This window comes from Pseudosulfitobacter pseudonitzschiae (assembly GCF_900129395.1).
Lineage (GTDB): Bacteria > Pseudomonadota > Alphaproteobacteria > Rhodobacterales > Rhodobacteraceae > Pseudosulfitobacter > Pseudosulfitobacter pseudonitzschiae.
Map to the genome: position 1 here is coordinate 691895 of NZ_FQVP01000001.1, position 14707 is coordinate 706601.

Here is a 14707-nt window from a genome sequence, read left to right on the forward strand (position 1 = left end):
GCGCCATTCCCGTCTTGACCTTTACCTGGGACAAAACCAACCTGCGCCCATGACAATAGACATCGACTGGGTCCGCGCCCAATTCCCCGCCTTTTCACAACCGTCCCTCAAAGGTCAGGCCTTTTTCGAAAACGCTGGTGGCAGCTATACCTGCCAGCCCGTGATCGACCGGCTGACGCGGTTCTATACCGAACGTAAGGTTCAGCCCTATGGCACCTTCGAAGCCAGCCGTCTGGGCGGTGAAGAGATGGACGAGGCGCGCCGCCGCATGGCCGCGATCCTGGGCGTCGAGACCGACGAGTTGAGCTTTGGACCATCGACCACGCAGAATACCTATGTTCTGGCGCAGGCCTTTGGCCAGATGATGAAACCGGGCGAGGCGATCATCGTGACCAATCAGGACCACGAGGCCAACAGCGGCCCGTGGCGCCGGCTGGCCGAGCGCGGCATCGAGGTACGCGAATGGCAAATCAATCCCGAAACCGGCAAGCTTGAGATCGAAAAGCTTGAGGCGCTGCTGGACGAGCGGGTCCGGCTGGTCTGTTTTCCCCATTGTTCGAACGTCGTGGGCGAGATCAATCCGGTGGTCGAGATCACCGCCGCCGCCCACGCGGCGGGTGCATTTGTCTGCGTCGATGGCGTGTCCTATGCACCGCACGGATTTGCCGATGTGGGCCATATGGGGCCGGACATCTACCTGTTTTCGGCTTATAAAACCTATGGCCCGCATCAGGGGCTGATGGTGATCCGCCGTGCCCTGGGCGAGCTGTTGCCCAACCAGGGGCATTATTTCAATGGTGGCACGCTCTATAAACGTTTCACACCTGCGGGGCCGGACCATGCACAAGTGGCCGCCTGCGCGGGCATGGCCGATTATGTCGATGCCTTTGCCGCACATCACAACACCGACACGCGTGGCGTGCATGGCGTGATGCGCGACCATGAAACGCAATTGCTGCAACATATGCTGGACGCGTTGCGCGGTCGAAACGACCTGCGCATCCTGGGCCCCACAGAGGCTGCCAGACGTGCCCCCACCGTGGCACTGGATCTTGGCCGCGCTGCAAAGCCCGTGGCGCAGGAATTGGCAAAACATGGCATCATGACCGCAGGCGACGATTTTTACGCCGTGCGTGCGTTGGAGGCTATGGGGGTCGATCCGGCCAAGGGCGTCCTGCGGCTGTCATTCACCCATTACACCACGCGCGCCGAGATTGATCAGGCGCTGAGCGCGTTGGATGCGGTTCTGTAATCGCTTGACCCCGACCGGAACGGGCTAGTTTGCCTTGAAACGAGCGACGGGGGACATTGCGCGTGACAGACACCAAACCCACCATCCTGTGGTATCGCCGCGACCTGCGGCTGAGCGATCATGCCGCCCTGACAGCGGCGTGCAAACGCGGCGGGCCGGTGATCGCGGTGTTCATTCACGACGACCTGAGCGACGGACTGGGGGCCGCGCCAAAATGGCGGCTGGGTCTGGGTGTGGAAGAGCTGGCAAAGACGCTGGAGGAGAAAGGCAGCCGCCTGATCCTGCGGCGCGGCGCGGCCCTGGACGTGTTGCGTGACCTGGTGAGCGAGACAGGGGCAGGGGCGGTCTATTGGTCGCGGCTCTATGATCCGGACAGCATCGCACGCGACACCGCAGTCAAGGAGGCGCTGAAGTCAGACGGGATCGAAGCGAAATCCTTTGGCGGGCATCTGATGTTCGAACCGTGGACGGTCGAGACAGGCTCGGGCGGGTTCTACAAGGTCTTCACGCCGTTCTGGAACAACGTGAAATCGCGCGATGTTGATGCGCCGCTGCCGACGCCCGCCCAAATCCCCGCACCCGACACATGGCCGCAAAGCGACAAGCTGGACGATTGGCACATGGGGGCCGCGATGAACCGTGGTGCCGATGTGGTGCGCCGCTTTGTCCGTCTGGGAGAAACGGCGGCGCAGGCGCGGCTGGGTCATTTCATCGCCCACATCGTTCAGGATTACAAAGCCTTGCGCGATATTCCGGGGGAGGACGGCACGTCGAACCTCAGCGAGAACCTGGCATTGGGAGAGATCAGCCCGCATCAATGCTGGCACGCGGGCCAGCGTGCGCGCCACGAAGGCAAACAGGGTGCCGAGACCTTTCTGAAAGAGCTGGTCTGGCGCGAGTTTGCCTATCACCTGATGCACCACACGCCGCGCATCCTGACCGACAACTGGCGCGAGGACTGGGACGCGTTTCCGTGGCAGGACGACGCGCGCGCGTCCGAGGTATGGGCCTGGAAGAAGGGGCGCACCGGCATTCCCTTTGTCGATGCCGCGATGCGCGAACTCTATGTTACGGGTCGGATGCACAACCGGGGCCGGATGATCGTGGCCAGCTACCTGACCAAGCATCTGATGACGCATTGGCGCATCGGCTTGGAATGGTTCAACGATTGCCTGATCGATTGGGACCCGGCCAGCAATGCGATGGGCTGGCAGTGGTCCGCAGGCTCGGGCCCGGATGCCACGCCCTATTTCCGCGTTTTCAATCCGGTCACACAGTTGGACAAATTCGACAAAAACCGGCAATATGCGAGCCGCTGGATCGCCGAAGGCCGCGCCAGCCCGCATGCCGATGCGCTGGCGTTCTTTGATGCGATGCCCCGACACTGGGGGCTGTCGCCCGATGATGCCTATCCCGATCCGGTGGTGCCGGTTGACCAAGGCCGTCACCGTGCACTGGATGCCTATGAAAATCGGGACTTTTGAAACTAAGACGCTAAACTTAACGTATAATGAATAACGCGCCAGAAAGGCGCGGTGAGAAACCGACATGGACACGCACATGATCCTGACCACGACCGACGGACAAACGAACCTTCCCCGCTATTTCGCCCGCGTTTTCGCCATGACCCAAGGCATGAACAACGGTCGCGTCGATTTCGTCTTGCCCGACGGGCGGACCTTTCGCGCCGAAGGGAAAAACCCCGGACCCGTGGCAGAATTGCGTATTCACAACAATGACTTGTTCGCCCGCCTGATCCGCGAGGGCGATCTGGGCTTTTGCGATGCATACCTTGATGAATGGTGGTCAACGCCCGATTTGCAGGCATTCATGGATCTGGTCCATGCCGACAACGACAGCATCTATGACGGCTTTCCCGGAATGGGGCTGGTGCGCTTTGTCGAACGCTTCCGGTTCTGGCTGCAGCGCAACAACCGCACGCAGGCGCGCAAGAACATCAGCTATCACTATGATCTGGGTAACGAATTCTACGGGCTGTGGCTGGACGACACGATGACCTATTCCTCGGCCCTGTTCAAGACAGGACAGGAAAGCCACGAGGCCGCGCAAATCGCGAAATATGCCAGCATGATCGACCAGATGGGCGCGCAACGCGGCGATCACATCCTGGAGATCGGCTGTGGCTGGGGCGGCTTTGCCGAATACGCGGCCAAGGAACGGGGCATTCGGGTCACGGGGCTGACCATCAGCGAAGAGCAGTTCAAGTACGCCAGAGAGCGCATTGAAAAGGCTGGACTTTCCGATATGGTCGAGTTCAAGTTGCAGGACTATCGCGATGAAAAGGGCACCTATGACGGCATCGCCAGCATCGAGATGTTCGAGGCCGTGGGCGAGCAATATTGGCCTGCCTATTTCAACACCGTCCGCGAACGGCTGAAACCCGGAAAGAACGCAACCTTGCAGATCATCACCGTACAGGACCGCCGTTGGGAGGTTTACAAGCGCGGTGTGGACTTCATCCAGAAATACATCTTTCCGGGCGGTATGCTGCCCAGCCCCAAGGCGCTGCGCGATCAGGTGGTCAAGGCCGGATTGAGCATCGAACGCTCGATCGAGTTCGGCCCCAGCTATTCCATCAGCCTGCGGCGCTGGCACGAAACGTTCAACGAACGCTGGGACCAGATTGCTGCCATGGGCTTTGACGACCGGTTTCGGCGCATGTGGAATTTTTACCTGACCTCTTGTGCTGCAACCTTTGAAAGTGCCAACTGCGACGTGACACAGATCACGATCAAACGCCCCGCCTGAACGCGGGGCGGCAGTTTACCCGCCATGCGGCGGCACAATCGGGGGACATCATGCCCGACGCAGCACGGCTGGTTGCAGCCATATGTCTGGCCATTCTGGCCTTTGTCGTTTCGGGGCAGATTGTGCCCCTGATGCCGGAAAGCACGAATTTTGGCTATTTTCTCTATGTGAACATCGCCCTTGGCGCGGCTGTGGGCTGGTTCGTGATGGGCAAGCGCGCCGGGCGTGGTGTGACATCGGCGATCAACAACGGATTGACCGGGGTGCTGGTCCTGGTGCTGTGGGGATTGTTCATTCAGGCCTGTAACGAAATGGTCCGCCTGGCCATGCGCAACCGCTATGACGGCCCGTTCGAGGCGGCGGTTGACGTGTTCCAGATCGGCGCTGAATACGGGTTGATCCTGTTGGTGCCCCTGGTGATCGGCACGCTGGTTGCGGGCGGCGTTCTGTCCGGGCTGGCCACCGAAGTTGCATGGCGTAAGTGGCGTTGATTGAATGAAAAATCTGTTTTTCTACGGAACTTTGCGGCACATGCCGCTGCTCGAGATCGTGTTGGGCACGCCTGCCTCTGATCTGGACTTTGCCGACGCCGTGTTGCCGGATCACGCGATTGTCGGGGCCGAAGGCGGGCTTTATCCCGTGATCATACCCCAACCTGGTGCGCAGGGGCGCGGTGTGCTGGTGCGTGGGCTGAATGACGTGCAGATTGACCGGCTGACCTTTTACGAAGGCGGTTTTGACTTTGACCTGCGACCCATGACGCTGGCGGACGGGCAGGGTGCGTTGGTCTATTTCGCCGATCCTGCGCTGGCGACGGACGGGCCGTGGTCGTTGGCCGATTGGCAGGCAAAATGGGGTGATCTGTCGGTGACCGCCGCGCGCGAAGTGATGGGATACTATGGCACGCGAAGTGCGGCCGAGGTGGCACGCATGTTCCCGATGATCCGCGCACGGGCCACCGCACAAATCAACGCGGCACAGTCGAAACACGGCGCGATCACCGCGCGCGGGCAGGTCGACATCCAGAAACGCGAACGTGTCTATTCCAAGTTCTTCGCCTTGGACGAGATCACATTGCGACACGAACGGTTCTCGGGCGGCATGTCCGAGCCGTTGCTGCGCGCGGTGTTCATGGCCACCGATGCGGCCATCGTGCTGCCCTATGACCCGGTGCGTGACCGCGTGTTGCTGGTGGAACAGATCCGCATGGGGCCGCTTGCGCGCGGCGACCGCAGTGTCTGGCATCTGGAACCCATTGCCGGGCGCATTGACGCGGGCGAAACAGCCGAACAGGCAGCTTTCCGCGAAGCGCATGAAGAGGCGGACCTGACCCTGACACAGCTGCTGCCGGTGGCCGAGGCCTATGCCTCGCCCGGCAACGCGACCGAGTTTCATTACATCTACGTGGGGCTTGCCGACCTGCCCGACAGTGTGACCGGCGTATCAGGCAAGGAAGACGAGGCCGAGGATATCCGCAGCCATATCCTGTCGTTCGATGCGTTGATGCAGATGGTTGACGAAATGCAGGCCGCCAACACGCCGCTTCTGGTTGCGGCACTGTGGCTTGCACGCCATCGTGACCGTCTGCGCGAGTCCGCTTGAGGTCACGGCCCCGCGGGGTTACATCCATTGAAAGACACCGCACGAGGAACGCCGCCATGCGCATTGCAAACGATCTGGCCGAGGCCATTGGAAACACGCCGCTGATCAAGCTGCGGCAGGCCAGTGAGGAAACCGGTTGCACCATCCTGGGCAAGGCCGAGTTCATGAACCCCGGACAATCGGTCAAGGACCGCGCGGCGCTGTACATAATCCGCGACGCTATCGCGCGCGGTGAACTGCGTCCCGGCGGCACGATTGTCGAAGGGACAGCAGGCAACACCGGCATCGGACTGGCCCTGGTCGGCGCGTCGATGGGGTTCCGTACGGTTATCGTGATCCCCGAAACGCAGAGCCAAGAGAAAAAGGATATGCTGCGTCTGGCAGGGGCCGAGCTGATTCAGGTGCCGGCCGCGCCCTATCGCAATCCGAACAATTTTGTGCGCTACTCGGGTCGTTTGGCGGCAGAGCTTGCCAAAACCGAACCGAACGGTGCGATCTGGGCCAACCAGTTCGACAACACGGCCAACCGTCAGGCCCACGTCGAAACCACCGGTCCCGAGATCTGGGAACAGACCGGCGGCAAGGTCGACGGCTTTGTCGCCGCTGTGGGGTCGGGCGGCACGCTGGCAGGCGTTGCGGAATACCTTCAGCCCAAGGGGGTAAAGATTGGTCTGGCCGATCCCGACGGCGCTGCCTTGTTCAATTTTTACGACCACGGCGATCTGAGCGTCACCGACGGCTCGTCGATCAACGAGGGCATCGGGCAGGTGCGTATCACCAAGAACCTCGAGGGATTCACGCCCGACTTTGCCTGGAACATCCACGACGACGAGGCCCTTCCGGTCGTCTTTGACCTGCTGGAGCACGAAGGCCTTTGCCTGGGTGGTTCGTCCGGCATCAACGTGGCCGGTGCGATCCGACTGGCGCGCGAAATGGGGCCGGGGCACACGATTGTGACGATCCTGTGCGACTATGGCACGCGCTATCAGTCGAAATTGTTCAACCCCGACTTCCTGCGTGAAAAAGGGCTGCCGGTGGCTGACTGGATGACCGAAGCACCGTCCAGCATCCCCGGCGTGTTCGAGGACTGAGGGTGCGCTGGCTTTCTGGCTTTCTGACGGTCCTGTTTCTGGGGCTGGCATCCGTGACGCTGGTTGCTGCGCCCGCAATGGCACAGCAATCTGCCGCCAATGCGCCGGACTATTCCGAATGGGAAGTGGTCGCCACACGGGCGGAAAAGGCGGTGGATACGGCCAGGGCGTCAGACGCAGCGCTGACCGCCCTGCGGGCCCAGATTGCCGATTGGCGCAGCCAGTTCCAGGATCAGCTTTCGGGCAACGACAGCCGCATCGCAACGCTGCGCGACCAGCTAACCGCATTGGGTGACCCGCCAGCCGAAGGCGCGCCGGCAGAGGCACCCGAGATCGCCCAGCGGCGTATCGAGTTGAACGATCAGCTGACGCGTCTGACCACGCCACGACGCTCTGCAGAAGAGGCGTTGAGCCGCGCCAATGGCATCATTTCGCAAATTGACGCGATTCTGAGGGCGCGCCAGGCCGACAAGCTGTTGAATCGCGGGCCATCGCCGGTGAATCCCGCCCTTTGGGGCGCCGCCCTCAGTGACATGGGGCAGTCGTTGCGCGCGGTGTGGAGTGGCACCTATCAGGCATGGTCAACCCCCACACGCCGGGACGAGGCGCAGAACAATCTGCCGCTGGTGCTGGTGCTGGTGGTTCTGGCGATCATTCTGTTGGCCCGGTCGCGGTCATGGAGCGAACAGCTGGCCGTTTATCTGGTGCGGCGCGATACCAAGACACGCAGCGACTTTGCCGGTTTCGTGGTGTCATTGGGACAGATCGTGTTTCCGCTGCTGGGCATTTTCGCGTTGATCCGTGCGTTGGGGGCCACCCAGCTGTACGGACCGCGCGGCGAATTGATCCTGACCATCCTGCCCGCGATGGGCATTTGTTTCTTTGTCTCGCGTTGGATCGGCAGCCGTATGTTCCCTGCGGACGAAGCGGTAAACAGCCCGCTGGGCCTGAGCGAAGCGCGGCGGACCGAGGGGCGCTATTATTCAATGTTGCTGGGTTTGGCGCTGGCGGCGAACCTGCTGGTGATGAACTTGTCCAGTTTCGACCGCTTCACCGCGGCCAGCAACAATGTGCTGGCCTTTCCGATCATCGTATTCGCCAGCCTCCTGACATTTCGCATGGGTCAACTGTTGCGGCGGCACGATGCTGCGCATGACGGCAGTTCGCTGACCGAGGAAAACGCCTATCGCAACCGTCTGGTTTCGCTGCTGGGGCAGGCGGCAAAGCTGGTTGCGATTGTTGCCCCCGTGCTGGGGGCTGCGGGCTATGTCACCGCATCCGCAAGCCTGATCTATCCCGCGATCCTGTCACTGGCGCTGTTCGCCACCATCGCGCTGCTGCAAGAGGCAGTGAATGATGGCTATGTGTTCTTTTCAAAGTCACCGGTCGGAACCAAGGGGCTGATGCCAACGCTGATCGGGTTCCTGTTGCTGATCGCCTCGGCGCCACTGTTTGCGCTGGTCTGGGGCGCGCGGGTGACGGACCTGACCGAACTGTGGGCGCGCGCGCGGGCGGGTGTTTCCATTGGTGACACCACGTTGTCGCCCGGTTCCTTTATCACGCTGATCGTGGTGTTCTCAATCGGGCTGTTCCTGACCCGTGCCTTGCAAGGCACGCTGAAAACGTCGCTGTTGCCAAAGACAAAGATTGATCCGGGCGGGCAGGTGGCGATGGTGTCCGGTGTCGGCTATATCGGGATCTTCCTCGCGGCTCTGGTTGCCATCACCTCGGCGGGGATCGACCTGTCATCGCTGGCCATTGTCGCCGGTGCGCTTTCAGTTGGTATCGGTTTCGGCTTGCAAAACATCGTCAGCAACTTTGTCTCGGGGATCATCCTGCTGATCGAGCGTCCGATTTCAGAAGGCGACTGGATCGAAGTCGGCGGCCAACACGGCTACGTGCGCGACATCTCGGTCCGTTCGACGCGGATCGAGACATTCGACCGCACCGACGTCATCGTGCCCAACGCCGACCTGATCAGCGGCACCGTGACCAACTATACCCGTGGCAATACGGTGGGCCGTTTGATCCTGAAGGTCGGCGTTGCCTATGGCACCGATACGATGCGCATCGACGGTATCCTGCGCGAGATCGCGAGCGCCCACCCGATGGTGTTGGCGAATCCGGCGCCGAACGTGGTCTTCATGGGCTTTGGCGCAGATTCGCTGGATTTCGAAATTCGCGCCATTCTGCGCGATGTGAACTGGTTGCTGTCCGTGCGCAACGACATGAACCACAAGATCGCAGCGCGCTTTCAGGAAGAGGGCATCGAGATACCCTTTGCCCAGCGCGACATCTGGCTGCGCAACCCCGAGGTCTTGCGCGGTGCACCGCCCGAGCAGAGCCCGGTCAAGGTTGCCACCGCGACAGCGCCCAAACCCCAGGGCCAGCCTGACGATCCCGACCCGGATGTCGACACGGATACCGATACAGGCACCCCAGACACACCGGACCGCACGTGATGACCCGCATGTTGTTTCGTGAGGACGCCTATCTGCGCGATGCGGATGCGCGCGTGATCGCCCATACGCCCGAGGGTGGCGTGGTGCTGGATGCGACGGTGTTCTATCCGACAGGCGGCGGGCAGCCCGGTGACAGCGGCGTGCTGGAATGGGACGGCATCCGTATGCCGATCGCGACAACGCTCAAGGCGCAAGATGATCAGATTGCCCTGGTCCCGGCCGAACCGCAGCCGCTGCCGGGGATCGGCACCTATGTCACGCAATCGCTGGACTGGGATCGGCGGCACCGTCACATGCGCGTCCACACGGCGCTGCACCTGTTGTCGGTGGTCGTGCCCTTTGGCGTGACCGGCGGATCGATCAGCGCCAACCACGGGCGTCTGGATTTCGACATGCCCGAATCCCTCGAAAACCGTGAGGCCATCGAGGCTACGCTGAATGCCTATGTCATGGAAGACGCGCAGGTGTCCGAAGACTGGATTACCGCCGCCGAACTGGACGAAAATCCCGGCCTGATCAGAACCATGGCCGTCAAGCCGCCACGCGGGACAGGGCGGGTGCGTCTGGTGCGTATCGGTGATGTTGGCGACCCAATCGACTTGCAACCCTGCGGTGGCACCCACGTGGCGCGCACGGGCGAAATCGGTCAATTGCGGCTGGGCCGGATCGAGAAAAAGGGCCGGATGAACCGCCGCGTCTACATTCACCTCGACAACTGACAAACAGTCCCGATTGCCTCTTGCATTGGCAGTCGGTCCCACGCTATGTCGCCCGGACGGAGCGGTGGCCGAGTGGTCGAAGGCGCACGCCTGGAAAGTGTGTAGGCGGGAGACCGTCTCCAGGGTTCGAATCCCTGTCGCTCCGCCATACCACGATTTGTGGTTTTTTCTCGAGAACAGAACACCCTCAGCCCCGGTTCAGACCGGTGGCCTTAGTGTGCAAACTAAATTCGCGCAGCAGCGAAGCCTGCGCGCGCGGAGGCGCGCAGGTCTTTGTCAGGGCGCGAGGGCTGATCAGCTTGCCGAATAGGTAACCTGTCCGTCGCAGATCGTGACCACAGCCTTGGCGTCCGTGATCTTTTCAGGCGCAAGCGTGGTCAAGTCGTGGCTGAGGATGGCCACATCTGCCAGCATCCCTGCTTTCAGCTTGCCTTTGCGGTCCTCGTTGAACTCCACCCAAGCGTTGTCGCGGGTGTAGCTGGCCAGCGTGTCGTTCAGGCTTTGGGTCTGGTCGCGCCACTTTGGTCCCAGATCCAGCGGGGCGATGGCCGCCTTGATCGTGTCCATCACGTCGACCTGGATCACCGGCCAATCGGTGGAGAAGACCACCTTGGCGCCAGTGTTGCGGATGTCCTGCCAGGCATAGGCCCCGGCGATCTGGTCGTCGTGCAGGTATTGACCGACCGCAGAGGGCGGAAAGATGTGGCCGCGCGGCGCATGGCCGGGCTGGATCGAGGCGACGATGCCAAGTTCGGCCAGGCGCGGAATGTCATCGGGGTGCATCACCTCAAGGTGTTCGATCCGGTGGCGGCTGTCACGCACACCGTTGGCCTTTTGTGCCGCCTCGTAGGCGTCGATCGTGCGCCGTACGGCGGCGTCGCCAATCGCATGTACGGCGATCTGGAACCCAAGGCGATCCGCTTCGATGGCGCTGGCGACGAAATGATCCTGGGTAAAGACCTCGTCGCCTTTATTCCCATCCTTGCCCAGATCGCCGGGGTAGGGGCGCAGCATCAGCGCAGTGCCGCTTTCGATCACCCCGTCGATGAACATTTTCACATGGTTGCAACGGACCTTGTCCCCTTGAAACCGCGCCCGCATTTCCGGAGCATCCTGCGTCATGCGTTCGATCGGGTCTGTGCCTTTCATATGAAACGGCACTTCGCACCGGCACAGAAGACGACCCTCGGTTTCAAGCTCGCTGAGCAGTTCAAGCTGATAGATATTGCCGTCCATCAGGTGCAGGCTGGTGATGCCTTGGGCTGCACAATGTTTCAGGCCGGCCTCGATGGCATCCTTGTCCATCTCTCGCTGGTCCTTGGTGGCTGGAGGCACCGGGTCCTTGCCGGTGGTCAGCCCCATCATCTCGCGGCCTGCGTGGCGCGTCATCGACAGGATCGGACCGTAGGCGCCCGGCTCCAGAAGTTCACCGCTGGCCAGTCCGTCGTCACCCATCACGATCTGCGATCCGGCATCGACAGTGCCGCCCTGCAGCAATCCCGCGGCCTCAAGTGCTGCCGTGTTGGCCCAGACCGTATGGTGATCGGGCGCGAACATCGCCAGCGGGCGATCCGGCAGGATGGTGTCCAGATCCTGACGGGTCAGGGTCTTGCCTGTGCCCAGGATGCCATAGTCGGCCATCACGCAAAAGATCAGCGCGTCGTCGGGGTTTTCCGCGGCATAGGGCAGGATCTTATCGCGCATCTCGTCCAGCCCGTGCACACCGTAAAGGCTGAGCTGGGACAACTCGACCGAACCACCGAACAAGTGAACGTGGCTGTCGATAAAACCAGGCAGCACAGTGCCCCCCTTGGCGTCGATCATGCGGGTGGCGTCGTCAGCCAATCCCTTGACCATGGCGTCGTCGCCGATGGCGGTGATGCGCCCGCTGGCAATCGCCAGTGCCTGTGCCTGCGGCTGATCAGGATCGAACGTGATCAGGGTGCCGTTATAAATGATGATGTCAGCCGTCATGTATGCCTCGTGCATGAAAAAACGCGGCCCCCGTTGACAGGGGCCGCACTGAGAGAACTGTTTATTTCAGCAAGTCTGTCCAGATTGCCGTGTACAGCTTGGACGCCGACGGCGGACAAGTCTTCGCCACGTAAGCGGCGCCTTTCAACTCTTCCGGTACAACGATTTCCGGCGCTGTCTTCATGTCTTCGGGCAGGAATTCCTCGGACCCCGCAATCCCGTTGGCATAGCGGGCAAAAGACGACAGCATTGCCGCGTTTTCCGGGTCCATGATGAAGTTCAGGAAGATCTTGGCGTTTTCGACGTTCTGCGCGTCAGCCAGGATCGCCGCGTTGTCCATCCAGACGGGATAGCCTTCCTGAGGATAACCAAAGGCGATGTCTGCATTGTCCACCCGTGAACGGAAAGAAGCGCCGTTCCAGTTTACACCGGCAGCCAGATCACCCTTGGCAAATTTTTCGATGTTGCCATAGTCCATCGACACCCAGAACGGCTTGGCCGCCTTTAGCACGTCGCGGACCTTCATCAGCGTTTCCTTGTCATCGGTGCATTGCTCGCCCCCGACATAGTGGATTGCCATGCCCATCACGTCGTTCATTTCAGGCACCACGTTGATCTTGCCCTTCAGTTCTTCGGGTGGATCAAAGACAACCGCGGCGGTGTTGATGTCACCACCATAAACGGCTGTGTTCACCGTCACACCGACGGTGCCCCATTGCCACGGCACGGTGTAGTTGCGGCCGGGGTCAAATTCGACATCGACCCACTGCGGGTCCATGTTCTTGAAGTTTTCCATCTCGTTGGGCTTGGATTCCATCAACAGACCTTCCTGGATGAAGATCGGCACATAAGTGCCTGATGGAACGACGATATCAAATCCGTGACCGCCCGCCTTGATCTTGGCCAGTGCGGTGTCGTTGCTGTCATAATCGGTGACCGTCACCTTGATGCCGGTTTCGGCCTCGAACTTTTCGATCATCTCGGGGCTGGTATAGTTGCCCCAGTTGTAGATGTTCAGCGCGCCATCGGCAAAGGCCGGGCTGCTGATCGCCATCAGCGCGGCGATGCTTGTCAGTGTCTTTTTCATGATAGACTCCCAGTTGTTTTTTATCGTTCAGGTCTTGAGTTTGCTGAGGGCGGTAAAGGCGACAACCATGGTCACCGAAATCCCCAGCAGTACGGTCGAGATCGCGTTGACCTCGGGCGTGACGACGCGACGCAACTGCCCCAGCATATAGGTGGGCAGCGTGTCTTGTCCGGCAGATTTAACAAATTCCGTAATCACCACATCATCAAGGCTGATCACAAAGGCCAGCATCGCACCGGCCAGGATGCCAGGCCACAGCTGTGGCAAGGTGATGCGCGTGAACACGCGAAAGGGTGGCGCATAAAGGTCGGCCGCCGCCTGTTCCAAAGCCAGATCCATCCCGATCAGCCGCGCGCGGATCGGCAGATAGGCAAAGGGGATACAGAACGCCGTGTGCGCAATCACAAGATACATCAGCCCGGTGTAGCCTGTCGCCACCTTGATCATCGCGAAAAAGATCAACAGCGCCACGGCGGTGACGATCTCGGGCACCATCAGCGGTTGGTTGATCATGGCAAAGACGGCCGCCTGACCCTTGAACTTGCGCGTCCGCGTGGTGGCCAATGCAGCCAGCACCGCAAGCGTGGTTGAAATGGCCGAGGCCCAGAAGGCAATTACAAGGCTGCGAATGGTTGCTTCCTGCACCTGTTGATTGTCCCATGCAGAGACATACCAGCGCCAGGAAAACCCTTCCCAGATCGCGATGGAGGTGCCTGCGTTGAACGAATAGATCACCAATAGAAAGATCGGCATGTAAAGCAGGACAAAGGTAACGACCGCGATTGTCCTGAACCCGGGCATCTGTTGAATCTGAAAACGTTTAGCCATGTCCCGGGCCCTCTTTTCCTGCGGTACGCACGTAAGCCATCAGCGCCACCATCACGATCGCCAGCAGGGTGATCGAAAGCGCCGCCCCAAGCGGCCAGTTGCGCCCCTGTCCGAATTGAAGCTCGATCAGGTTGCCGATCATCAACTGGTTGCCGCCGCCCATCACACGCGGCGTCACATAGGCGCCCAGCGAGGGCACGAAGACCAGGATAGAGCCTGCAATAACCCCCGGCTTGACCAGCGGCAGGATGATCCGCCGCAGCACCTTCATACGGGTGGCGTAAAGATCGTATCCCGCTTCGACCAATGAGAAATCCAGCCGTTCCATCGAGGCGTACAACGGCAGGACCATCAGCGGCAGATAGACGTAGATCATACCGACAAGGATCGAGAATTCGGTGAACAATATCTGGATCGGTTCGTCGATCAGGCCGGTCCACATCAACAGCGTGTTGATCGTGCCTTCGTTGCGGATCAGCTCGACCACGGCAAAGGTGCGGATCAGGATATTCGTCCAGAACGGGATGATGATCAGCAGCATCCACATATCACGCTGTTGCTTTGGCCGCGTCGCGATGAAATAGGCGGTGGGAAAGCCAAAGATGATGCAGCCCACGGTGGTCATCAACGACAGTTTGACCGACCGCCAGAAGATCGACAAATGCGCGCTGGACCAGCTGAGCGTGTCATCGAAAATATCGCGCTGCATGAACACATTGAACCAGGCATCGCCCGTTGGTTCCCAGATGACCCCGCCATAGTCCGCAGGCGTCAGCATGGAATAGACCAGCGTGATCAGCAGCGGACCGGACGCGGCGAACAGCAACACGGCAAGGGCAGGGGCCAACAGCATCCAGCGCACACGGCTGGCGCGTTTTTCCGCGACGGTGGCGTAGGAGGCGGGGGGAGCGCTGTCTGTCATG

Annotated in this window: 12 protein-coding genes and 1 tRNA gene; 9 read left to right on the forward strand and 4 right to left on the reverse strand. The window is 60.7% G+C overall.

Translation table 11 applies throughout. From position 1 onward, the window contains the following. Positions 1-49 precede the first annotated feature (49 nt). The 9 genes from BUC08_RS03350 to BUC08_RS03390 all read left to right on the forward strand — a co-directional run bounded on the left by BUC08_RS03350 (position 50) and on the right by BUC08_RS03390 (position 10043). Entirely contained in the window at positions 50-1252 is a 1203-nt protein-coding gene (locus BUC08_RS03350) for an aminotransferase class V-fold PLP-dependent enzyme (RefSeq protein ID WP_037920593.1), read from the forward strand. 62 nt (positions 1253-1314) lie between these two features. Next, complete coding sequence (locus BUC08_RS03355; protein ID WP_037922001.1) at positions 1315-2736, forward strand: cryptochrome/photolyase family protein; 1422 nt, start codon at positions 1315-1317, stop codon at positions 2734-2736. Positions 2737-2812: 76 nt separating this feature from the next. Next, on the forward strand, positions 2813-4021 hold the full coding sequence (locus tag BUC08_RS03360; protein WP_037921999.1) for an SAM-dependent methyltransferase: 1209 nt from the start codon (positions 2813-2815) through the stop codon (positions 4019-4021). 50 nt (positions 4022-4071) lie between these two features. Then, positions 4072-4512, forward strand: a complete 441-nt coding sequence (locus BUC08_RS03365; RefSeq protein ID WP_037920591.1) for a TrgA family protein — start codon at positions 4072-4074, stop codon at positions 4510-4512. A gap of 4 nt (positions 4513-4516) precedes the next feature. Beyond that, positions 4517-5623, forward strand: a complete 1107-nt coding sequence (locus BUC08_RS03370) for an NUDIX domain-containing protein (protein WP_037920589.1) — start codon at positions 4517-4519, stop codon at positions 5621-5623. Between the two features lie 56 nt (positions 5624-5679). Further along, entirely contained in the window at positions 5680-6714 is a 1035-nt protein-coding gene (locus tag BUC08_RS03375; RefSeq protein WP_037920588.1) for a cysteine synthase A, read from the forward strand. Positions 6715-6716: 2 nt separating this feature from the next. Next, on the forward strand, positions 6717-9176 hold the full coding sequence (locus BUC08_RS03380) for a DUF3772 domain-containing protein (RefSeq protein ID WP_051693801.1): 2460 nt from the start codon (positions 6717-6719) through the stop codon (positions 9174-9176). Further along, the gene (locus tag BUC08_RS03385) at positions 9176-9895 is read left to right on the forward strand and encodes an alanyl-tRNA editing protein (RefSeq protein WP_037920585.1); all 720 of its coding nucleotides are present in this window, start codon (positions 9176-9178) and stop codon (positions 9893-9895) included. Before BUC08_RS03380 ends, BUC08_RS03385 begins: the two co-directional genes overlap by 1 nt. A gap of 58 nt (positions 9896-9953) precedes the next feature. After that, positions 9954-10043: transfer RNA gene (locus BUC08_RS03390), tRNA-Ser, on the forward strand. A gap of 146 nt (positions 10044-10189) precedes the next feature. Here the strand turns inward: BUC08_RS03390 and BUC08_RS03395 are convergent. From BUC08_RS03395 to BUC08_RS03410, 4 genes are all read right to left on the reverse strand, one after another. Continuing rightward, positions 10190-11869 carry an amidohydrolase gene (locus BUC08_RS03395; protein ID WP_037921995.1) on the reverse strand — a complete coding sequence of 560 codons (1680 nt, stop codon included), beginning with the start codon at positions 11867-11869 and terminating at the stop codon, positions 10190-10192. 61 nt (positions 11870-11930) lie between these two features. Further along, complete coding sequence (locus BUC08_RS03400; RefSeq protein WP_037920584.1) at positions 11931-12956, reverse strand: ABC transporter substrate-binding protein; 1026 nt, start codon at positions 12954-12956, stop codon at positions 11931-11933. 27 nt (positions 12957-12983) lie between these two features. After that, the gene (locus BUC08_RS03405; protein WP_028956487.1) at positions 12984-13784 is read right to left on the reverse strand and encodes an ABC transporter permease; all 801 of its coding nucleotides are present in this window, start codon (positions 13782-13784) and stop codon (positions 12984-12986) included. Then, positions 13777-14706, reverse strand: a complete 930-nt coding sequence (locus tag BUC08_RS03410) for an ABC transporter permease (RefSeq protein WP_037920582.1) — start codon at positions 14704-14706, stop codon at positions 13777-13779. The genes BUC08_RS03405 and BUC08_RS03410 overlap by 8 nt, the downstream gene beginning before the upstream one ends. Between the last annotated feature and the right edge of the window lies 1 nt (position 14707).